Raw genomic sequence first — 22,126 nt, 5'->3', positions numbered from 1 at the left:
TCTGGCGACCCTTTGCCCGTCGAGGATGTAAAGGTTTCAATCCCGCATACCGGGATGAAGAGTTTGAGACTCAACTTCTCTGTCAGGCTCCTTGTGGTTCGTGGACGTTTCAATCCCGCATACCGGGATGAAGAGTTTGAGACACCCGTTAAAATCAGCCGGCAGCGGGGAGTAGCTGGCGTTTCAATCCCGCATACCGGGATGAAGAGTTTGAGACACACTCAATTCCCTGGCCTTTTGTTCCAGGATGGTGTTTCAATCCCGCATACCGGGATGAAGAGTTTGAGACCAACAGTGAAGAATTCACTAACCCGACTCTGGAAATGTTTCAATCCCGCATACCGGGATGAAGAGTTTGAGACAGCGGTTACCCCACCGCTCTTTTTTATTTCGCTTGAGTTTCAATCCCGCATACCGGGATGAAGAGTTTGAGACACCAGGCGGAAATTCTCCTAGCAGGATCGGGCTGCCGTTTCAATCCCGCATACCGGGATGAAGAGTTTGAGACCCGTCTTACCCCCAATTTCAGGATATTTGGGGGAACGTTTCAATCCCGCATACCGGGATGAAGAGTTTGAGACGTCTGAGAACAATCCCCCTGTTCTTGTTGGGGATGGTTTCAATCCCGCATACCGGGATGAAGAGTTTGAGACTAAATCCACACCACCCAGGGGTACAAGAGTTGTCTAGTTTCAATCCCGCATACCGGGATGAAGAGTTTGAGACAGCCTCTTTAATTATCGAATTTTTTGAGTCCGAGATGTTTCAATCCCGCATACCGGGATGAAGAGTTTGAGACCAAGCTTCCCCGTGGTTTTGATCGGTGGGGTCTGTCGTTTCAATCCCGCATACCGGGATGAAGAGTTTGAGACCACTGTCGCCCACGCTGCTGCCCGGTGGGGGCACCGTTTCAATCCCGCATACCGGGATGAAGAGTTTGAGACACCAATGGCCCGTTTATAGCAACCGTCCATGATGAGCGTTTCAATCCCGCATACCGGGATGAAGAGTTTGAGACCTCATCTCTAACATAGGCAAGACACTCGGTGCGTCTGTTTCAATCCCGCATACCGGGATGAAGAGTTTGAGACCCGTTGAACCGGAGCGGACCAAGAGACCCGCTAAGTTTCAATCCCGCATACCGGGATGAAGAGTTTGAGACTATGCTCATGCCAAAGTCCACTTAAGGGTGGCACGGGTTTCAATCCCGCATACCGGGATGAAGAGTTTGAGACACCTGTGGAAGAGAATGTCCGCCTCCCCTACGATGCAGTTTCAATCCCGCATACCGGGATGAAGAGTTTGAGACGGAAATTCTTCGAGGTGTATGCGGGCCTGTACAAATGTTTCAATCCCGCATACCGGGATGAAGAGTTTGAGACCCTAAGCTCGATTTGGGAATAATCGGCCTTTACCAAGTTTCAATCCCGCATACCGGGATGAAGAGTTTGAGACTAGGTCCGCCGCCTCCTTCTCCACATTGCGGTTCAAGTTTCAATCCCGCATACCGGGATGAAGAGTTTGAGACGACCGTTCAATAAATCCAGGTCACCTATCATCAGACGTTTCAATCCCGCATACCGGGATGAAGAGTTTGAGACTCCGCACCTGAAAAAGCCCGCCTACCGGGATGTCTGGCGCCACTTTTCGTGAAGGTCCCCCATCAGGACACTTTCTTTAGTACGTTGCCCTAACAAATCTTGGTCGATCACACGCTCAACTATCGGTTTGTCCAGGTTCTAGCGGTTTTCGCGAACCCCCTAGTATTTTGGCCCCCACTGAGGTTCACGAATTTTATCTTAATCCCTACTGTCCCCATCAGACAAGTGGTCTCCGGTAAAGACCAGTGCCCAGAGCCGCTGCCCTGCAGCCAGAGCCCACATGTCGCATCATAGGGCATCGTCGTTACTCGTTCTCTTGCAAGCGGTCCTGAATCTGGCGCAAGTGTTCGTAACTGTCCACCACACCGTGGGGCAAGGGCAATTCCAGATTCGGCCACAGGGGTAAATCAGCGCAGGGACAGGGACCGGTTTGCATCCCCACCGTTTTCACCGGCACCGGCATCGTACAACGACTACAGGGAATAAACTCCCACGCCGGGGAACACAGTTGCGCCAGGGTAATCTCTGTACCGCTCAAGCTGTAGCGCTCTAAACCTTCCTGCTCCATCCGTTGCCACAGGGCTAAAAATTCCGGGCTGTAGGTTCCGTTTTGGGCAATGTGGGCCGGACGCAATTGCCGTTGCCCATCGGTAACTGTCTTCCCCGCTTGAAACCAGCAGGCCAGGTAATGAAAAACTGCCTCTTTAGCAGCCATGAAATGCTCGCCCATCTCTAACTTCACCCTAACAAATTCCCCCCCCTGGCCCTGAAGAACTGTAAGAAAGGTTTAAGCAATAACCAATTAGCTGCCAAAGGGTTCTGGCCGTCACATTTGATGACCCTATCGTTCTACCCATGCCTGGTAGGCCACAGCGGGGTAACAATGGGCGCATCCGAAACAGTCGTAGGCAACGGGTTGCATCCGCGCTAATGCCGCTTCAACAACGGCTTGCAGGTCGTGGGCCATAGGGCCATCCAACTGGGGTAAAGCGTCGGCTAAATGCCGCAATACATAGGCCATACAGCCACACTTCTGGCATTTGGGTAACGCTATACCAGCCTCAATTTCTGCCCGGATGTCCTGGAACGCCATGGCCTAGACCGTGGTGGGGGTCGTCAGGGTTAATTCCACCGGTTCACCGGGGCATAACTCCAGCACACGGGTGGCTAAACCGGCCTGGTCCATCTGTTGCTGCAACAAGGTAACATCCCCTTTGGCCTGGACCAAGCGCAGCAGCAACCCACTGGCCTCGTAGTCCCCCATGGCCGTCGAGAGCAGCACTTGGGGGCGTAACTTCTGGGCCAACTCCAGCGCCACCTGGTTCCCGCGAATAATCGGCCCGACCAACGGCAACGTCAAATCCATCACCGGCGCAATGACCACATCCACCCGGTTGACCGCCCGAAAGACTCCCTGGTGATAGCCGTGCGGCTCGTAGTATAGGGTTTGCCCTGTGGCCAGCTCCCGCATCAGGTAGGCGTTTTCGACTTGCATGGGACCCACTGGCGCTCCTGGCAAGGCCTGAATTTGCAATTTATCCGCCAGGATGGTCTGGTCCCCGTGGGCCAGGGCCGTGACTTGGGTATAGCCAAGTTCCCGCACCACCTTGGCGGCGCTAGGGCTGGCAATCACCGGCGTTGTTGCGTCCAGCCGCTTGAGCGTGGGGGGGTGGCAATGGTCCTCCAGCCCCTGGGTAATGACAATCGCATCCAGGTGGCCAGGTAACTCCGCAATGGGCCGCCGCCGCTGGGCCTTAAAGAGCCACTCCATCCCCCCAAACACCAACGGCCCCACCAACCAAGGGTCCAACAGCAACCGCAACCCCGCCCATTCCAGCAACCAGGTATTGGCCTCAAACCAGGTCACCCGCATCGCCCTAGCCCCCTACGCTCCTTTACATAATTTAACGTTTTGGCGTCGGGTTGGCGGTGACCAGGGGGAGCCACTGGAGCAAGACGGCGGGAGAGCCATACCAGGGGCCGGGGGACCGGGGAGAATGCCAAACCCCCAGCAGGGTGAGATTGACCGCACCCTCTAGATGGGCTGCCGTCACTGGGGTAATGCCATCCCCCCACACATCGCCCCGCCCTACCGTCAAGCGATAGCTCTCATAGGTAAACGTCCAGGGACGTCCCTGCACGGCTTGGCCGGCAATACAGATGTACTGAATGTCGGGGTAGTAGGCGCCGGGATAGGCGGTATTGACAAAGGCCAAATTGCGTTGAGTCCACCGTTCCTGACTGGTGTGGGGGGTGCCTAGGGTCACTATGCAGTCAATCCGTTCTCGACCGGCCCAGACGCGCCCTTCGTAGGGTGTTTCCCCCAAATAAATCCGGCCAATCCACCCGCCCGCCGAATGACCGATAAGGGTGATCCGCTGGCCGTTGTACTGCTGTTGTACCTGGCGCACCGTGGCGTCTAGGGCTGCCAGAATGGGGGTCACCGGACGTCCCCCCAACGTGGGCAACCAATCCCACCAGCGCAGGGGCACCACGTGCATATCCACGCCAAAGTCCCGCGCCAGGCGTACCAGTTCCCCATAGGGCTGGCAACCGGCTAGATAACCCGGGAGCAACACTGCCGGCTTCATCGGGCGTCCTCCAAGGGGGCAAAGCCGTGCCGCTGGATGTTTTCTGTGACCACCTTGGGGTCCACAAACTGCAGCAGGTAATCCGGCCCGCCCGCTTTGGAACCCACACCGGAGCAGCGAAACCCCCCAAAGGGTTGCCGGCCCACAATCGCCCCCGTAATCCCCCGGTTGATGTACAAATTGCCGCAGGCGAAGGCTTGGGCTGCCCGTTGAATGTGGCTGGGAGTGCGGGAGTACAGCCCACCGGTGAGCGCATAGTCCGTCCCATTGGCAATCTGCAACGCCTGGTCAAAGTCCTGGGCGCGGAACACCGCCAGCACCGGGCCAAACAGTTCCTCCTGGGCTAGGGGGTCCTCCGGCGCCACCTCCCCGAAAATCACCGGCCCGATGTAATAGCCATCTCCAGGGGCAGCACCTTCCACCAGCACCGGATAGCGTTGTTTGGCCCCAGCAATGGTGGTCTGCAAGCGCCTATGCGCCTCCTGGTCAATCACCGGGCCAACGGTGGTCGCTGGGTCGGTCGCCGGACCAATGACCAAGGAGGCCGTCGCTGCTGTCAAACGGGCCACAAACGTGTCATACACCTTGGGTAGGACAATCACCCGCGAGCAGGCCGAGCATTTTTGTCCTGCGTACCCAAACGCCGATTGCACCACCCCCTGCACCGCCTGGTCCAAGTCGGCGCTGTCGTCCACAATAATGGCGTTTTTGCCCCCCATTTCCGCCACAACCCGCTTGAGATGCCGTTGCCCCGGGGACATCTGGGCTGCTTGGGCATAAATCTGACACCCCACCGCCCGCGACCCAGTAAAGGCGATCCAATGCACCCCTGGATGGTTCACCAGCACCGGCCCAATTTGTTCCCCCCAACCCGGCAAGCCCTGGAACACCCCCGTCGGTAGGCCCATATCCTCCAGAAGATGGCTGATGAGTTGACTCAGCCGACAGCCGATGACCACCGACTGTTCCGCTGGCTTGTAGATCACGCAGTTGCCCGTAACCAGCCCCGCCGTGACCATACCCACGGAAATCGCCAGGGGATAGTTCCAAGGAGCAATTACCACCCCGACGCCCTTGGGCTGATAAAGGTAACGGTTGGTTTCCCCCCACAGGTCGTAGCTGTAGCCTTGGTCCAGTCGCTGAGCCATTTGGGCGTAGTAACGGCAAAAGTCCACGGCTTCCGTGACCTCCGCATCGGCCTCCCGGATAGGCTTGCCTACCTCCCAGGCCATCCAGGCTACCCATTCCGCCCGTTGCGCCTCCAGGACCTCCGCCAGCCGGTGCAATAACTGGATGCGGGTCTCCCAGGGGGTGGCAGCCCACCGGGGTTGGGCTTGCTGGGCTACTGCCACGGCTTGGACTGCCGCTCGGGCATCCGCCAGCCCCACCCGACCGATCACCTGGGTTGGGTCACTGGGATTGACGGATACCAAGGCGTCAGTGGGGGAGCAGTGGGGGAGTTGGTAGTCTTGGCCCAGTTGCCGGCGCACCCGTTCGATGGCCCGTAGGAAGGGGTCAACGGTCCCTGGCAGGGCAAAGTTGGTGTCGGCGGCACCAGCAAAGGCTTGTCCAGGGGGCAAAGGAGTGGTGGGTTCGCTAAACGTCGGGGGGGCCAAGAGTTCCGCGGGGTTGTCCACCTGTAGCCGCTGGCGCAAAAAAGATGTGTTGGCGGTGTTTTCCAGTAAACGCCGGATCAGATAGCTCATCCCCGGCAGGAGTTCGCCGTAGGGGCAGTACAGACGCACTTGCTGTCCCCGGGCCACTAGGGCTTGGGCCAAGGTTTCCCCCATCCCGTAGAGCACCTGGGATTCCCACGTTGTAGGAGGCAGGCCGAGCTGTTCCGCCACCGCCAGGGCATGGGCCTGGGAACGCACGTTATGGCTGGCAATGGCCGGGTACACTAGGTTGTGGTTCTCCAGCAGCAGACGGGTGAGCTTTTCAAAGTTGGCGTCGGTGGACCCCTTGTGACGATAGACCGGGGGCGGCCAGCGCTTTTGTTGGGCCTGGATCATTTCCTGGTCCCAGTAGGCCCCCTTCACCAGCCGAACCGTCACCGGCGCTCCCCGTAACTTGGCCCAGGCCAGTGTATCCCGCAGGTCCTTCTCGCTGTCGGTCAGGTAGGCCTGGATGGTTAACCCCACGTCGGTGCGGCGGCGAAATTCGTCCTGGAGCAGCACGTCCTGGAGAATCGCTAGCGTCAAGTTTTTGTACTGGTATTGCTCCATGTCGAAGTGGACCGCTACCCCCCGTTCCCCCGCGTGACGCAGCAGTTGAGTTATAGCCTGGGCGACCTGGGCGCGGGTACGTTTTTCCGCCAGGGGGTCGAACTGGGAATAAAGGGCCGTGAGTTTGACGGACACCTGGGGAGTACAGCCCCAGTCCACCTGGGATAGTTCAGTGATCAGGTGTAAGTAGCGCTGTAGGTAGGCCTGGGCTTCGGTTTCGCTGCACACCGCTTCCCCCAGAATGTCTAAGGTAAAGGTCATTCCCTGGCGTCGGCACCGTTCCAGGCTGTGGCGTACCGCGGCCCAATCCTGACCGGCAATGTATTTACGAGCGAGGGCACTGACGGCGGTGGTGAAGGCCTGGGCGGCGATGGCAGGGCCACTGACATACAGAAGCTGTTTCAATAGACCCGGCAGTTCCACCTGGGGTTGGTCCAGATATTCCCGCAGGTGCTGGTAGATGGCCTCGTGACTCGTCAGACTGGGCAGGGTGTCAATCAGCCGAAACAATTGGGTGCGCAACCCCGGCTGGTCCATGGTCCAGGCCAGGAGTTTTTCGTCCCACTGCCACTGGTGTTGCACCTGCGCCCACCAAGAGCGCTCTGGACGGGTGGCAGCTAACAATTCCTGACCCAGGGTTTGGGTGCGGGCTTCGATGGACATGGCGGCGACCAAGGAGTTCTTTCCTAGTCTAAACGCTGGCTTTGGGGGACAATGGGGACAAGGAAACCGTTGATACCATCCCATGGCCCGGTGTACGTTGACGGCGGCGGCCAAGATTAATTTCTATCTGCGCATCCTGGGGCGACGCAGCGATGGCTACCACGAAGTGGCCATGGTGCTCCAGAGTGTGACGCTGCGGGATGTGGTGCATTTGACCACCCACCCCGGCAAAACCATTGACCTGCACTGCGACCATCCCCAGGTGCCCACTGACAGTACCAATCTGGCGGTTCAGGCGGCTCAGTTACTAGCGGCGCGGTTTCCCCAGGCAGCTACTGGCGTGACGATTCATCTGGAAAAACACATCCCAGTGGCGGCGGGACTGGCGGGCGGCTCCAGCAACGGGGCAGCGGTACTGGTGGGTCTCAATCACCTGTGGGGGTTGGGGTTAACGGTGGGAGAACTTCAGGAGCTGGCCGCCCAGTTGGGGTCGGATATGCCCTTTTGTGTGCAGGGGGGAACGGCTCTGGCCACCGGACGCGGCGACATCCTGGAACCCTTGCCCCCTTTGAACGGCGGCGCCTTGGTTTTGGCCAAACACCGGAACCTGAGTATCTCTACGCCCTGGGCCTACCGCACCTACAGTGAGCAGTGGGGGCAGACCTTTGGCGGGGTGACTGACCAGGCAGATCGCTTTGTGCAGTTGCTGGCCCAGCCGGATTTCAGCCAAATTGCGGCCCATCTCCACAACGACTTTGAAAAGGTGGTGCTGCCGGCCTATCCGGAGATTGCCGCCCTCAAGCAAGCCCTACTGGCCACCGGAGCGCTAGGCGCTTTGCTTTCGGGTTCAGGACCGACGGTGTTTGCCCTTTACCCCGACCAAGCCACTGCCCAGCAGGCCATTGTCACCCTGCAGGCCCAGCATCCGGAGGTGGATTTCTGGCGGTGTGAATGCTGTCCCTGGGGGATTGAGTGGTGGGCTTAAGGATCGAACTGCCAGTGGTCATAGCGCTCAAAAGGTTGGTGAATCCAGGGGTTGTCTGGCAGGAATTCCACGTAGTAATCGGGGCGGAAGCAACTGTGGCCCTTGACCCAAAGTACCGCCGTTTTTAAAGCTGCCAGGTCGGTCTGGGCCAGCAGGGACTGGACGATTTTGGCCAGGGTCTGCCCGGAATCCACCATGTCATCCACCACCAACAGCCGGGGGCCTAATCGGGGTTGGGTCGCGGTGATGGCGCTGGCTATCTGGACGACGCCCCGCTGCTGGCCCACGTAGGACTGGGCACTGATAATAGCTAGGGGTTTGCGGAACATGCGGGAAAGGGTATCCCCAATGCGCAGTCCCCCCCGAGCAATGGCTAAAATCTGGTCGAACTCCCAGCCAGAGCGGTACACCTGCCAGGCCAGGGCTTCAATCAGTTGGTGATACTGCTCCCAGGTGACATAGTAATCGGGGACGCCCATATCGCCAGTGATAAAATAAGTCTTTATTACAGCATAGGGGGATGGCTGTATATGGCACGTCGGAGTCAGGCGATCACAGCCGGAGTGGAACGCTCCCCCAACCGAGCTATGCTGCGAGCGGTGGGGTTTACGGATGCGGACTTTGATAAACCCATTGTGGGGATTGCCAGTGCCTATAGCACCCTGACGCCTTGTAATGCCGGTCTCCATGACCTGGCGCTGCAAGCCGAGACGGCCATCCGCCAAGCGGGAGCCATGCCCCAACTGTTCGGCACGATTACCATTAGCGATGGCATCTCCATGGGCACCGAGGGGATGAAATGCTCCCTGGTGTCGCGGGAAATCATTGCCGACTCCATCGAAACGGTGTGTATGGGCCAGAGTCTGGACGGAGTGCTGGCCATCGGCGGCTGCGACAAAAACATTCCTGGGGCGCTCATAGCCATGGCGCGGCTGAATATCCCGGCGGTGTTTGTCTATGGGGGGACGATCAAGCCAGGGCATTACCAGGGACAGGATTTGACGATTGTCAGTGCCTTTGAGGCGGTGGGGGCCTACAGCGCCGGCAAGATGGGCCAAGAGGAGTTGCTGGAGATCGAACGGCGGGCCTGTCCAGGGGTGGGGTCCTGCGGTGGTATGTACACGGCCAACACCATGTCCTCGATTGCCGAAGTGCTAGGCCTGAGTCTGATGTATTCCTCCACCATGGCCGCTGAGGACCCGGAGAAACTGGAAAGTGCTGCCCTTTCCGGAAAAGTGTTGGTTGAGGCCATCCGCCGGCAAATTCTCCCCCGCCAGTTGATCACCCGCCCATCCTTGGAAAATGCCATTGCCCTGTTGATGGCTGTAGGGGGTTCCACAAACGCCGTTTTACACCTGCTGGCGATTGCCCATGCGGCGGAGGTCCCCCTGACGCTGGAGGATTTTGTGCGCTTGCGGGAGCGGGTGCCGGTGCTGTGCGACCTGAAGCCTTCGGGGCGCTATGTGACGGTGGATTTTCACCGGGCGGGGGGGGTGCCCCAGGTGCTGAAAATCCTGCTCAACCACGGCTGTTTCCACGGCGATTGCCTGACGGTGACGGGACAAACTTGGGCGGAGCTACTGGCCCATGTGCCGGATGAGCCGCCCCCGGACCAGGACGTGATTCGCCCTTGGCACAACCCGGTCTATCCCCAGGGCCACATTGCCATCCTGCGGGGGAACTTGGCCACCGAAGGGGCAGTTGCCAAAATTTCGGGTATTCAGCAGCGGCGCATCACCGGCCCGGCGCGGGTGTTTGATTCAGAGGAAACTTGCCTGGCGGCCATTCTCGAAGGGCGGATTCAAGCGGGGGATGTGGTGGTGATCCGCTACGAGGGACCCAAGGGGGGGCCGGGGATGCGGGAAATGCTCTCGCCCACCTCGGCAATTATTGGCGCGGGACTAGGGGACCGAGTGGGTCTGATTACCGATGGCCGCTTTTCCGGAGGGACTTATGGTCTGGTGGTGGGTCACGTGTCACCGGAGGCGGCGGTGGGGGGTACGATTGCCCTGGTGCAGGAGGGGGATTTGATCACCATTGATGCGGACCAGCGGTTGCTGCACCTGCATGTGAGCGATGAGGAGTTGGCCCGGCGTCGCGCCCAATGGCAACCTCCCCCTCCCCGTTACACCCGCGGAGTTTTGGCCAAATACGCCAAGTTGGTGTCGGGGAGTCATTTGGGAGCAGTGACGGACCTGGACTTGTTCTGAGCTTTGGCGGCGACGATTCATGTCATTGGCATGGGGGAGATGGGTCCCAGTCCCCTGCCTGAGGCGCAAGTGGCCCTGGCGCAGGCGCAATTGATCTGGGGAGCGGAGCGACATTTGGCCCATTTTCCGGACCATCCGGCGCAGCGGTTGCCCTGGTGCAACTTGGACCAGGGCATGGCTGCTATGAAGGAGGCCATCGCCCAGGGTTATGAGCGGTTGGTGGTGCTGGCTTCCGGAGACCCCCTGTTTTTTGGGATTGGGCGCTTGCTGCTGTGCCATTTCCCCCCCGACATGTTGCGGTTTTATCCCCACTTGAGTGCGGTGCAACTGGCCTTTAGTCGTCTGAAACTGCCCTGGCAGGACGCCTGTTGGGTCAGCCTGCATGGCCGCAGTTGGGAGAATTTGGTGGCGGCGCTTAAACAAGGGGCAGAAAAGATTGCCGTTTTGACAGACCCCCAGCATACCGTCGCCCACATCGGTCAAATTCTACAGACATTGGACTTGCCCGGGCGTTATCAGTTGTGGGTGTGCGAGAACCTGGGTGCTCCCCAGGAAAAGGTGTACAGCTTGACCCTGGAGCAGGCCCGCCACTGGACAACGGAGGACTTAAACGTGGTGGTGCTGGTGCGCGACCCCGTGGTGCCCGACCTGCCGCCTGCTCTGCCGGCGTTGGGGCTAGCCGATAGCTGGTTTGTCGGTTTTCCCGACCAGCCGGGCCTGCTGACCAAAAAAGAGGTGCGCGTCCTGGCCCTGGCTCTGTTGCAACTCCAAGATGGGCAGGTGATTTGGGATGTGGGGGCCGGCACCGGCAGCGTGGCCATTGAACTGGCGCGACTCCTACCCCACAGCACAATTTACGCCATTGAAAAAAACAGTCTGGGGGTGCAACTCCTGCGCCGCAACCTCACCCGTTTCCAGGTCGGGAATGTGCAAGTCCTCAGCGGTACTGCCCCTGAAGTTTGCGCCACCCTACCGGACCCCCAGCGGGTATTCATTGGCGGCAGTGGCGGTCGTCTAGAGCCGATTTTGGAGATGCTCGCGACCCGGTTACAACTAGGTGGGGTGGTGGTGGTGGCCCTGGCGACCCTAGAGCATCAGGCCTTGGTGTGGGATTGGGCCAGGCAACGGCGCTGGGAAGTTCAGGCCCTGGATGTGCGCCTGAGTCGTTCCCTGGCGGTGGGGAACTTGACCCGGTGGCAACCCCTAAATCCCGTGACTCTAGTGCAATTGACCCGGCCCGTTTAGTTGGACTGGGTGCGCCCGACGGTTGTGTCCAGGCCCCGGGTGCCGTTGAGATTTGCCCCCGCCATGACCGCCTGTTGCACCCGCGCCCCGGTCAGATCGGCATCCGCCAGATTGGCCCCTGTGAGATTGGCGTCGCTGAGGTTGACCACGCTCAGGTTGCTGCCGCTGAGATTGGCATTTTGCAGCCGCGCCCGGGCGATATTGGCCCCCCGCAAATCGCTGTTGCTCAGGTCCGCTTGGGTGAGGTTCGTCGAGGGCAAATTCGCGCTGACTAGACTCACCTGACGTAAGGTTGCCCCCTCCAAATTCGCCTGGGATAAATCCACCCGGTCCAACCGTGCTCCCGTCAAATCCACCCGTGTCAAATCCGCCTGGCGCAAATCCGCCTCCCGCAGATTGGTGCCCCCCAATTTGGCCTCCACCAGTTCCGCCCGTTGCAGGCGCACCCGCGGCAACAAGGCCCCCACCAAACTGGCCCCCCGCAGGCGTACCCCTTCCAGGTGGGCATCCGTCAGATCCGCCCCGTCCAACTTGGCCTGGTTGAGCACCGCATGGGTCAAGCGCGCCTGGGACAAGTTCACCCCCGTCAACACCGCACCGGTCAGGTCAGCGTCCCTCAGGTTCACCTCCGCCAGATTCGCCTTTGCCAACGTCGCCAAACTCAGGGACGCCCGCCGCAAATTGGCTTCACTGAAATCCGTATAGGCCAGGTTGGCCCCGTTCAAATTGGCCCGCTCTAAATTGGCGCGAATCAACACCGACTTGCTCAGATTAGCATTGCCCAAATCCGCCTGTTTGAGGTTGGCGTTGCCCAAATTAGCCCCCTGTAAATTGGCGTTAAATAGCTTGGCCCCTTCCAAATTGGCGCCGGTCAAATTTGCCCCTTGAAGATTGGCATGCCCCAGATTGGCACCCGCCAGGACCATCCCCCGCAAATCCGCCCCTGACAAATCACATTTGGGGCATTGATTAGTGCTAGTCAATTGCTGGAGATGGTCTGGATTGGCCGCCTGTAGCCGTGGCCCCACCATGAAACCCAACCCGATAGCCAGAACACCCCACACCGCTGTCCGCATGGCCGACTCTCCCCTGCCAAAATACCGGATTTTGCCTGCAATTATACTGCGATGGACCGGCCCTGATGACAGCTACGGGTGCTATATTCATGGCAAGAGGGTTGAGGGGTGAAATCATGGGCTGGCGCCGGTTGAGTTTGCAGGTCCTGTGGGGACTGGTGGTGGGGGTCAGTTTGGCCTTGGGGGTCCACGCCCTGCTGGGGTTCACGCCACAGGTACCCGTGAATTCTTCACCAGCATCCCCTACGCCGACCGCCGCTGCCTCCCGTCCCCCCGAACTTCCCCCGGAAACCCGAGAAGTCCTAGCCCAATTTGGCCAAATCCAAAACCCGCCCCGGGGGGACGTGCGCCTGATGGTGATTAGCGACCTCAACGATGCCTACGGAGCCACCACCTATGCGCCGGAGGTCACCCGGGCGATTAAACTCATTCCCTTTTGGCAGCCGGACATGATTGTGTGCAGCGGGGACATGGTGGCGGGGCAATTTCCCTCCTTGACCGAGGCGCAACTGCGGGCTATGTGGGAAGCCTTTGACCGCACAGTAGCCGCCCCCATTCGCCGGTTGAAGATTCCCTACGGCTTTACCATCGGCAACCACGATGCCTCCAGCGCCCTGAGCGTCACCAAAACCTTTTTGTTCCAGCGGGAGCGGGATGTGGCGGCGGAATACTGGCGCGACCCGCAGCACGACCCGGGCCTGAATTTCGTGGATAAGTACGAATTTCCCTTCTACTTCACCTTTGAGTTCAAGGACATTTTCTTCCTGGTGTGGGATGGCTCTTCCCACCACATCCCCCCGGAAAAGTTAGCATGGGTGGAAAAGTCCCTGGCCAGTCCCCGGGCGCAACAGGCCAAAATGCGCATTTTACTGGGCCATTTACCCCTGTACGCGGTGGCTGTTGGGCGTAACGACCCGGGGGAAGTGATGGAAAACGCCGACCAACTGCGGGCCATGCTGGAGAAGTACAACGTGCACACCTACATCAGCGGCCATCACCACGCCTACTACCCGGCCCACAAGGGGAAGTTGCAACTATTGCACATGGGGATTTTGGGCGCTGGTCCTCGACCCCTGCTGGCGGGCAACACCCCCCCTTGGAAAACCCTGACCATCCTGGACATTCGCTTTGACAGCCCCGAACTGACCACCTACACCACCTACGACATGCAGACGATGCGGGTGATTGACCAAACCCTCTTACCCCGTTACATTGCCGGGCACAATGGGGTGGTGTTGCGCCGGGATGTGGACCGTCTGAGCGCTCGTGAGCAGCGGGAGTGTGAACGGCACCTGAGCGCTGAACTCTGCGTGGCCTAGAGGGTCATTCCCTGGAGGTGACGGCGGGGGTTGAAGGTGCGGATGCCGGCCAATTTGGCGTACAGCTCCCGCTCGGTGGGGGACAGGTCCTTGGGCGGGACGATTTGCACCTTCAGGAGTAGGTCGCCGCGACCCCCTTGGGCCTGGGGCCAGCCTTTCCCCCGCAACCGCAGCGTTTGTCCCGAGCGGATACCCGCCGGCACGGTCACCGTTACTGGGCCATCGGGGGTAGGGACTTCGATCTTGGCGCCCAGCACCGCTTCGTCCGGGGTGATAGGTACCTCGGCAGTTAAGTTACTGGTGCCCTCCTCAAACCGGAAGAAGGGATGATCCGGCAACTGGGCGATGAGGAACAGGTCTTCCCGCTGTCCGGTCAACGGTTGCACCGGCCCTTGTCCCCGTACGCGAATTTTGGTGCCCGGTTTGACGCCTGCCGGAATCCGTACCCGGATGGTTTCGCCCCCCACTTGCAGGGACTTTTCCGTACCCCGGAAGGCTTCCCCCCAGGTCAAGGTAACAGGCACCTCGCGCGGTGTGTAAGTTTGATAGGTCTGGTAACGGGTACTGCGACCAGTGGTGGGGCCACCCATGCGCCCGAGCAATTCGTTGATGAAATCCTCAAAGGTGGCGTAGCGGCCAAAGTCAAAATCGAAGTCCATGTGTATGTCTGGGCCGGCGCCCCGGTCCCCCACTTGCTGCCAGTAGCGTCCATACTGGTCATACTTGCGGCGTTTCTCCGGGTCCGACAGCACCTCGTAGGCCTCGTTAATCTCCTTGAACCGAGCCTCTGCCGCCGGATTGTTAGGGTTGACGTCCGGGTGATACTGCCGTGCCAACCGCCGGTACACCCGCTTCAATTCCTCAGGCGACACGTCCCGGCTAACCCCCAACACCGCATAGTAATCCTTAAAGTTCGTACTGGTCATGTCGCGCGCCCAACCCGTCGCTCCGTCGGGAACTCCATCTTCATCCTAGGCGAGGCATCTCGGGGGTGACTACCCAAATATCCGACCCTGAGCGCTCGCCATCGGCATGGTTTAGCGTTAGTATTAAGAATAATAAACAAATTTTTAAGGTTCTCTACGCCCTTGGCAGGAGTTCGGTGATGAAGTTTTCGTGGCGGATGGCGTTGCTGTGGTTGTTGCCGGTGGTGATTATCGGCTTTTTCTTCTGGCAGGGCACTATGGGGCCGGTCTGGCGGGAGACGGGGTTGAACGCCGCAACGGCGCGGATGACCTACGGGCGGTTTTTGGAGTATTTGGAAGCGGGCCAGGTGCTGCGTATGGATTTGTATGACGGGGGCCGCACGGCAGTGGTGGAAATTGTAGACCCCGAGTTGACCAGCCGGTTCCAGCGGATTCGGGTGGATTTGCCGACAGCCGGGCCGGAGCTGATTAGCCGGTTGCGCCAGGCCCATGTGGATTTTGATATTCACAACCATCGCAACACGAACTTAGCCCTGTGGGGGCTGGTGGGGAATCTGGTGTTTCCGCTGCTGTTGCTGGGCGGGTTGGTGTTTTTGTTGCGGCGTTCCAACTCCCTTCCCGGTGGGCCGGGCCAGGCCATGAATTTTGGGCGATCTCGGGCGCGGTTCCAGATGGAGGCTAAAACGGGGGTGAAGTTCGACGATGTAGCCGGGGTGGATGAGGCTAAGGAGGAACTGCAGGAGGTGGTGACGTTTCTCAAGCAGCCGGAGCGGTTTACGGCAGTGGGGGCCAAGATTCCCCGGGGGGTGTTGCTGGTGGGGCCGCCGGGGACGGGGAAAACCTTGTTGGCCAAGGCCATTGCCGGAGAAGCGGGGGTGCCTTTTTTCAGCATTTCCGGTTCGGAGTTTGTGGAAATGTTCGTGGGGGTGGGCGCGTCCCGGGTGCGGGATTTGTTCCGCAAGGCTAAGGAAAATGCCCCCTGCATTGTGTTTATTGACGAGATTGATGCGGTGGGCCGGCAACGGGGCGCGGGCATCGGCGGCGGCAACGACGAGCGGGAGCAGACCCTCAATCAATTGCTCACAGAAATGGATGGCTTTGAGGGGAATACGGGGGTGATCGTGATTGCGGCCACCAATCGTCCCGATGTGCTGGATGCGGCCCTGTTGCGCCCCGGACGCTTTGACCGCCAGGTCACGGTGGACGTACCGGACATCAACGGTCGCTTGGCCATCCTGCGGGTCCACGCGCGCAACAAGAAGTTCGACGACACCATTTCCCTGGAAATGATCGCCCGACGGACGCCGGGGTTTTCCGGGGCCGACCTGGCCAACTTGCTCAACGAGGCGGCCATTCTCACGGCCCGGCGACGTAAAGAAGCCATCGGGGCCAGTGAAATTGACGCGGCCATTGACCGGGTGATCGCCGGGATGGAGGGCACGCCCCTAGTAGACAGCAAGAGCAAGCGGTTAATTGCCTACCACGAGGTGGGGCATGCCATTGTGGGCACTCTGTTGCCTCACCACGACCCGGTGCAGAAGGTGACCTTGATTCCCCGAGGACAGGCGCGGGGGTTGACCTGGTTCGTGCCGGGGGAAGAGCAGATGCTTCTGTCGCGGGCACAGTTGTTGGCTCGCATCACGGGGGCGCTGGGCGGTCGGGCAGCCGAAGCGGTGGTATTCGGCGAATCGGAGGTGACCACCGGCGCGGGCAATGACCTGCAACAGGTGGCGGCCTTGGCCCGGCAAATGGTGACCCGTTTTGGCATGTCGGATTTTGGGCTGTTGTCCCTGGACGGTCAGGTGGGGGAAGTATTTTTGGGGCGGGACTTGGTGGCTCGTTCGGATTACTCCGACGAATTGGCGGCCCTGGTGGATGCCGAAGTGCGGCGCATCGTTAACGACTGCTACCAAAAAGCCTGCCAAATCATTCGCGAAAACCGGGTGGTGATCGACCGGCTGGTGGACCTGCTTATCGAGAAGGAGACCATTGACGGGGAGGAGTTCCGGCGGATTGTCGCCGAGTACACACCTCTGCCGGAGAAAACGGCGATGCCGGCCTGAGATGCGGGTGCTGCTGTGCGGTTACTACGGCTTGGGCAACGGGGGGGATGAGGCGCTATTGACCACCTTGCTGCAAATGCTACCGGCCCAGGTGCAACCCGTTGTCCTCTCGGCCCAACCTGAGATAACCCGTCAGCAGTATGGGGTCCCGGCCTGCCACCGTTGGCATCTAGGGGCCGTTGTCAAGGAGTTGCTGCGCAGTCAGGGTTTCATCTGGGGCGGCGGCAGTCTGATTCAGGACAAAACCAGTTGGGCCAGTCCCCTGTACTACCTGGGGTTAATGGCGATGGCCCAACTCCTCGGGAAACGCACGGTGGCCTGGGCCCAGGGGATTGGCCCCTTGGAACGCCGGTGGTTACGGGCTTTGGCGGGCTGGGTGTTCCGGCGCTGTCAGGGGGTGAGCGTGCGGGACAAACCGGCAGCCGAACAACTCCGGCGCTGGGGGCGTGGCGCTCTGCTGGCCCCGGACCCGGTATGGGCCTTGCCGGACCAACCCTACTGGCCTCTGGGGGATGTGCCGGCGCCGCGCCTGGCCGTGGTGTTGCGTCCCCATCCCCTGCTGACGTCCCCTTGGATAGAGGTTCTGGCCTTGGCCCTCCGGCAATTCCAACAAGCGACTGGGGCTTGGGTGGTGTTTCTACCGTTTCAACCGGCAACCGACCGGGCCTTGGCCCAGCATTTGCAACGGCGAGTGGGGGACCGCAGTGCTCTCCTGGAACCGCCCCATCCGGCCCAACTCAAGGGGGTGTTTCGGTATCTGGACCTGGTGGTGACCATGCGCTACCACGGGTTGGTTATGGGGGCTGCTGCCGGTTGTCGCTGCTTTAGCCTGAGCTATGACCCGAAAGTGTCCCAGTTGCAACAGGATCTAGGTGTACCGGGGTGGGATTTACACCAGCCGCCGCCCACGCCCCAGGACCTGAGCCGCCAGTGGCTGGACCTGTATGTCAACGGAGAGGGACTGTCCCCAGCCCAAATCCAAACCTGGGCCGACCGGGCGCTCCTCCACGGGGAACTGCTCCGGCAAGTTTTTGACCCTTCAGAGCAGTAACGCCCGCTCTAGGGAAACCTGGGTCAGATCCACCCCCGTCAATTTGGCCCCCCGTAGGTCCGCTTCGGTCAAGTCCGCACCCCGCCAGCGCACCTCCGTGAGATTGGCGTCCCGCAGCCGGGCCAGTTTCAAAATCGCATCCCCCAGATTGGCCCCGCTCAGGTCACATTCGCTCATATAGGCCCCCGTTAAATTGGCTCCCCGCAGGTAGGCCCGCCGCAGGTCCACCCGCCACAGTTGCGCGTCCACCAAATTCGCCCCGCTGAGATTGCAGTTATACATGCGCGCTTGGTTAAGGACCGCTCCCCGAAAATTGGCGCCCAAAAAATTGGTGCCGATCAGGTTGGCCCGTTCTAAATTGGCCTCCACCAATATAATCCGGCTGAGAATTTTATTGCTCAGATCTACTTCCTTGAGGTAAGCACCGGTGAAGTCCCGTTCTCCCTCCGCATAGCGAAGTAACAGTTCTTCCCCGCTGATTTCCTTGGCCGCCATGGAAACCCCTGTCTAAAAGTAATAAAGAATATAACATTTACAACACCCCCCCCGCCCTGGCAGTTAAAAGGCCCAGTGACGTCTGGACCGGGATGGTGGTCAGGCAATCTAACTGGGCACAAAAGCGCAAATCCGCCCCCTGCCCCAGCTTCAACAGCCGTTGCCCGTGGCTAGCCCGCTGCAACAACCCCAGCAAGTCCTCCTGCCACTGCCGGAAAAGCGCCAAAGCTCCCACGGCTTCGTCATTGCCGGTGGTCACCTGGTCTCCTAGCCCCATCAGCAGGGCGCCAGCGCAAGCCGTATCTTCTAGGGAAAAGGACCCCTCCCAGCCAGACGCCACCACCCATACCCGTTCAGGTTGGTGCTGTCGCAGAAATTCCGCCACGGCCTGCCGGTTGACTAATGCACAGGTGAGGACACAGGGGGCGGCTTGCACCCGAGCCAGGGCACGCGTGCCGTTGGTTGTGCTCATGAACAAGCGTCGCCCCTTGACCCGGTCCGGTGTGCAATCCAGGGGGGAATTGCCCATGTCAAAGCCGCTGACCACCTGGCCCCCCCGTTCCCCCACCCGCAACCGTTGCTCCGCCGGCCACTGTTCGCTCACCCGCCACAGTTCTTCCAAGTCGGCAAACACCTGCACCGCCGTTGCCCCGGCGTTTAAAGCCACCGCCATGGTGGTTGTTGCCCGCAGGACATCCACCACGACCGCACAGTCCGGCCAGTCCCCCTCCGGCACCTGCTCCGGCGTATGGTACACCCAACACCTCATCGCTGGACGTACCAGTAGTAGGTCACCATGGGAATCACGGTCGCCAGGATCAACAGGACAATCACCACCGCCGTCCAGATGTCCCTGCTTTGGCGAGTTTCAGCAGCCGTGGCAAAGGTCCCTTCGATCCGTTCCACCTCTTCCGGGGGCGGGCCGGGGTCGGGTTGACCCGAGAGTATGGCTTGCAGGCGGGCTACCGTGTTCACCAGGGCCAGGTTGTAAACGTTATTGCGCACCGGTTTCAGCAGCGTTTCTTCCACCACACTGACCGCCGTGGCTGACGGTAACAGGGGAAGCACCTCGGCGCCGGCCTGCAAATCCGCCGTTGCCGTCCGAGCCACCAGGGTTACCAAAACCTGTCTGGCGCCCCCATCGGGGAACCAGCGTTGAAACAGTTTTTCGCCAAAACTGTTGGCGGTTTCCCCATAATCCAGACGGCGCAGGCTGACGACGTGGACCTGAAAACCCGTGTCTTGACTGAGTTGGGTCAGGATGCGGTTGACCTGGTTGACGGTGCTGGGGCTAAACACATCGGCTTCGTCGAAGACCCAACTGGCGGGTGGTGTCGCTGGCAGGTCGCTGACGGCCGTGGCTTGGGCGGCTGCCATCCCCCCCAACCACAGCCATAAAACCAATACCCCAACCCATAACCAGCGTCCCATCCGACCTGTCTCCTCCCGTAACGCTCCCCTCCTTAACAGTCAGTATAGAGTCAGGTCATTCTACTGCGTTGTCGGGCCGACGCCGCCTCATCCGGGTGAATCCCCAGGCGGGTCAGGTTAATCCGGCCTCGGCTATCGATCTCCCGCACCCGCACAATCACCTCATCGCCGACGGAAACCACGTCTTCCACCTTGCCCACCCGGTGTTCCGCCAACTGGGAGATGTGGATCATCCCTTCCTTCCCCGGCAGGATTTCCACAAACGCCCCAATGGGAATGATCCGCGTCACCCGACCGGCGTACACATCCCCCTCATTCAGCTTGCGAGTCATGCCGTCAATGATCCGGTAGGCCTTCTGGGCTTTCTCCTCATCCACGGCGCTGATGGTGACTGTTCCATCCTCCTCAATGTCCACCTTGGCCCCCGTCTCCTCGGTGATGCCGCGAATGGTCTTGCCCCCCGGCCCAATCACCACACCGATCAGTTCGGGGTCAATCTTCAGAGTCAGCAGGCGTGGGGCGTAGGGGGACAAACTCGGTCGGGGAGCCGCCAGGGCCGCCAACATCTTTTCCAGAATGAATAGCCGCCCGGCCTTCGCCTGGTGAATCGCCCGCCCCAGGGTAGCCACGTCCAAACCAGGGATTTTCATGTCCATCTGCAAAGCCGTAATCCCCGTGTCAGTGCCGGCCACCTTGAAGTCCATGTCCCCTAGGAAATCCTCGATGTCCTGGATGTCCGTCAGCACCTGCACCTGGTCCCCCTCTTTGATTAACCCCATAGCCACCCCACTCACGGGGCGTTTGAGGGGAACCCCCGCATCCATCAACGCCAGGGTTGACCCACAGACGGACCCCATGGAGGTGGAACCATTGGAAGAGAGCACCTCCGACACCACCCGCAACACATAGGGGAATTCGTCTTTGCTGGGCAACACCGGCACCAACGCCCGTTCCGCCAGCGCCCCATGCCCAATTTCCCGGCGTGAAGGTGCCCGCAATGGCCGCGCTTCCCCCACCGAGTAGGGCGGGAAATTGTAGTGATGCAGGTAACGCTTTTCCTCCTCCGGGTGCAGGTCATCCGCCAACTCCTGGGCATCTGCTGGCGTTCCCAGGGTCACCGCCGAGAGAATTTGCGTCGAACCCCGCTGGAACAGGGCCGACCCATGCACCCGCCGGGGGAGAATGCCCACTTCACAGTAGATGGGCCGCACCTCGTCCACCTTCCGGCCATCCACCCGAATACCCTTTTCCAGCACATGGCGGCGCATGAGTTTCTTGGTCAGCGCCTTGAACAGGACATCCACCAGCTTCGGGTCGTGGGCGGTCGCTTGTCGTCGGGGGTCTTCCTCCGGTAAGGTGTCCAGGGCCGCCGTCACCTTGGCCTTGATCGCCTCCAGGGCTTGGTTACGCTGTTGCTTATCGGCAATCGTCTGGTCCAGCACTGCCTGAACGTCTGCCGCCGCCGTCTGTTCCACCAATTCCACCAGGTCCGCTGGGGGTTCCGGCGCCGGGGGCACAGTCAGGGTAATGCCCATCTCCGCCAACAACTCCTGCTGTGCCCGGATCAGCTCCTGGATGGCCTCGTGACCGAAATCAATGGCCTCGATCATGTCCTGCTCCGGCAGTTGGTTGGCCCGGCATTCCACCATCACCACCCCCTGGGGCGAACCCGCCACCACCAAGTCCAGGTCGCCGGCCTCGATTTCCGCATAGGTAGGGTTGATAATAAATTCATCCCCCAACAGGCCCACCCGTACCGCCGCCATCGGCCCCAGGAAAGGAATCCCCGCCGTGGCCACTGCCAAAGACGCCCCCAAAATAGCCAAGATGTCCGGGGGCACCTCCTCATCCAGGGACAGGGTTGTGGCCACCACCTGGATGTCTTCCCGTAGCCAATCCGGGATCAGGGGGCGTAGGGGCCGGTCGATCAATCGGCTGGTCAAAATCACCTTTTCCGGAGGCCGTCCTTCCCGGCGCAAAAACCCCCCAGGAATCCGACCGGCGGCATACAAGCGTTCCTCGTATTCCACCATCAGGGGCAAGAAGTCCACCCCCTCCCGCGCAGTTCCCTGGGTTGCCGTCACCAAAACCGCCGTATCCTGACAAGAAACCAACACTGAACCCCCCGCCTGGGGCGCCAACTCACCCAAGCGCAGACGGATCTCCCTTCCGTCAAACAATATTGACTTTTGCATCGCTCACTCTCTTTCCCAATCCATCGCTATCCTAGCATTGGGTTGTGGGA

General features: G+C 60.2%; 18 protein-coding genes and 1 CRISPR repeat array. Of the genes, 6 read left to right on the top strand and 12 right to left on the bottom strand.

Annotated features, from left to right (window positions below):
- Positions 1-33: 33 nt before the first annotated feature.
- Positions 34-1,601: direct repeats of the CRISPR family, unit length 37 nt; unit sequence GTTTCAATCCCGCATACCGGGATGAAGAGTTTGAGAC.
- 304 nt (positions 1,602-1,905) lie between these two features.
- The 5 genes from Q6L55_09325 to Q6L55_09305 all read right to left on the bottom strand — a co-directional run bounded on the left by Q6L55_09325 (position 1,906) and on the right by Q6L55_09305 (position 7,080).
- Complete coding sequence (locus Q6L55_09325; protein MEN9258910.1) at positions 1,906-2,316, bottom strand: hypothetical protein; 411 nt, start codon at positions 2,314-2,316, stop codon at positions 1,906-1,908.
- Positions 2,317-2,442: 126 nt separating this feature from the next.
- Positions 2,443-2,694 carry a hypothetical protein gene (locus tag Q6L55_09320; protein MEN9258909.1) on the bottom strand — a complete coding sequence of 84 codons (252 nt, stop codon included), beginning with the start codon at positions 2,692-2,694 and terminating at the stop codon, positions 2,443-2,445.
- Between the two features lie 3 nt (positions 2,695-2,697).
- Entirely contained in the window at positions 2,698-3,474 is a 777-nt protein-coding gene (locus Q6L55_09315) for an MBL fold metallo-hydrolase (GenBank protein ID MEN9258908.1), read from the bottom strand.
- 31 nt (positions 3,475-3,505) lie between these two features.
- Positions 3,506-4,192: an alpha/beta fold hydrolase gene (locus Q6L55_09310; GenBank protein ID MEN9258907.1), complete on the bottom strand. Its 687-nt coding sequence runs from the start codon at positions 4,190-4,192 to the stop codon at positions 3,506-3,508.
- On the bottom strand, positions 4,189-7,080 hold the full coding sequence (locus Q6L55_09305; protein MEN9258906.1) for a proline dehydrogenase family protein: 2,892 nt from the start codon (positions 7,078-7,080) through the stop codon (positions 4,189-4,191). The genes Q6L55_09310 and Q6L55_09305 overlap by 4 nt, the downstream gene beginning before the upstream one ends.
- A gap of 82 nt (positions 7,081-7,162) precedes the next feature.
- Between Q6L55_09305 and ispE the strand changes: the two genes are divergently transcribed.
- Positions 7,163-8,065: a 4-(cytidine 5'-diphospho)-2-C-methyl-D-erythritol kinase gene (ispE, locus tag Q6L55_09300; protein MEN9258905.1), complete on the top strand. Its 903-nt coding sequence runs from the start codon at positions 7,163-7,165 to the stop codon at positions 8,063-8,065.
- On the opposite strand, the gene Q6L55_09295 is transcribed toward ispE, so the two are convergent.
- Complete coding sequence (locus tag Q6L55_09295; GenBank protein ID MEN9258904.1) at positions 8,062-8,544, bottom strand: phosphoribosyltransferase family protein; 483 nt, start codon at positions 8,542-8,544, stop codon at positions 8,062-8,064. The genes ispE and Q6L55_09295 overlap by 4 nt on opposite strands.
- A gap of 51 nt (positions 8,545-8,595) precedes the next feature.
- Here Q6L55_09295 and ilvD point away from each other — a divergent pair, with 51 nt between their 5' ends.
- Together ilvD and cbiE are read left to right on the top strand one after the other, a co-directional pair.
- A complete protein-coding gene (gene ilvD / locus Q6L55_09290; protein ID MEN9258903.1) occupies positions 8,596-10,275 on the top strand; it encodes a dihydroxy-acid dehydratase in 1,680 nt (559 codons plus the stop codon).
- A 3-nt stretch (positions 10,276-10,278) separates the two neighbouring features.
- Complete coding sequence (gene cbiE, locus Q6L55_09285; protein ID MEN9258902.1) at positions 10,279-11,520, top strand: precorrin-6y C5,15-methyltransferase (decarboxylating) subunit CbiE; 1,242 nt, start codon at positions 10,279-10,281, stop codon at positions 11,518-11,520.
- Here the strand turns inward: cbiE and Q6L55_09280 are convergent.
- On the bottom strand, positions 11,517-12,596 hold the full coding sequence (locus Q6L55_09280; GenBank protein MEN9258901.1) for a pentapeptide repeat-containing protein: 1,080 nt from the start codon (positions 12,594-12,596) through the stop codon (positions 11,517-11,519). The genes cbiE and Q6L55_09280 overlap by 4 nt on opposite strands.
- A 116-nt stretch (positions 12,597-12,712) precedes the next feature.
- Between Q6L55_09280 and Q6L55_09275 the strand changes: the two genes are divergently transcribed.
- Positions 12,713-13,915, top strand: a complete 1,203-nt coding sequence (locus Q6L55_09275) for a metallophosphoesterase (protein MEN9258900.1) — start codon at positions 12,713-12,715, stop codon at positions 13,913-13,915.
- Here Q6L55_09275 and Q6L55_09270 read toward each other — a convergent pair.
- Positions 13,912-14,841, bottom strand: coding sequence for a DnaJ C-terminal domain-containing protein (locus tag Q6L55_09270; protein ID MEN9258899.1), 930 nt, complete (start codon positions 14,839-14,841; stop codon positions 13,912-13,914). The genes Q6L55_09275 and Q6L55_09270 overlap by 4 nt on opposite strands.
- Before the next feature lie 179 nt (positions 14,842-15,020).
- Between Q6L55_09270 and ftsH the strand changes: the two genes are divergently transcribed.
- Positions 15,021-16,904 carry an ATP-dependent zinc metalloprotease FtsH gene (gene ftsH, locus Q6L55_09265; GenBank protein MEN9258898.1) on the top strand — a complete coding sequence of 628 codons (1,884 nt, stop codon included), beginning with the start codon at positions 15,021-15,023 and terminating at the stop codon, positions 16,902-16,904.
- Between the two features lies 1 nt (position 16,905).
- Complete coding sequence (gene csaB, locus Q6L55_09260; protein MEN9258897.1) at positions 16,906-17,955, top strand: polysaccharide pyruvyl transferase CsaB; 1,050 nt, start codon at positions 16,906-16,908, stop codon at positions 17,953-17,955.
- Here the strand turns inward: csaB and Q6L55_09255 are convergent.
- Genes Q6L55_09255 through Q6L55_09240 form a run of 4 tightly spaced genes read right to left on the bottom strand, consistent with a single transcriptional unit; the run spans position 17,944 to position 22,076 of the window.
- On the bottom strand, positions 17,944-18,450 hold the full coding sequence (locus Q6L55_09255; GenBank protein ID MEN9258896.1) for a pentapeptide repeat-containing protein: 507 nt from the start codon (positions 18,448-18,450) through the stop codon (positions 17,944-17,946). The two genes, csaB and Q6L55_09255, sit on opposite strands and share 12 nt — an antisense overlap.
- Positions 18,451-18,487: 37 nt before the next feature.
- On the bottom strand, positions 18,488-19,219 hold the full coding sequence (locus tag Q6L55_09250; GenBank protein MEN9258895.1) for a 2-phosphosulfolactate phosphatase family protein: 732 nt from the start codon (positions 19,217-19,219) through the stop codon (positions 18,488-18,490).
- Positions 19,216-19,881 carry a TPM domain-containing protein gene (locus Q6L55_09245; GenBank protein ID MEN9258894.1) on the bottom strand — a complete coding sequence of 222 codons (666 nt, stop codon included), beginning with the start codon at positions 19,879-19,881 and terminating at the stop codon, positions 19,216-19,218. The genes Q6L55_09250 and Q6L55_09245 overlap by 4 nt, the downstream gene beginning before the upstream one ends.
- Positions 19,882-19,931: 50 nt before the next feature.
- The gene (locus Q6L55_09240; protein MEN9258893.1) at positions 19,932-22,076 is read right to left on the bottom strand and encodes a polyribonucleotide nucleotidyltransferase; all 2,145 of its coding nucleotides are present in this window, start codon (positions 22,074-22,076) and stop codon (positions 19,932-19,934) included.
- Between the last annotated feature and the right edge of the window lie 50 nt (positions 22,077-22,126).

The organism is Gloeomargarita sp. SRBZ-1_bins_9, from assembly GCA_039794565.1.
Lineage (GTDB): Bacteria > Cyanobacteriota > Cyanobacteriia > Gloeomargaritales > Gloeomargaritaceae > Gloeomargarita.
This window is presented reverse-complemented; position numbering and strand designations above follow the sequence as displayed.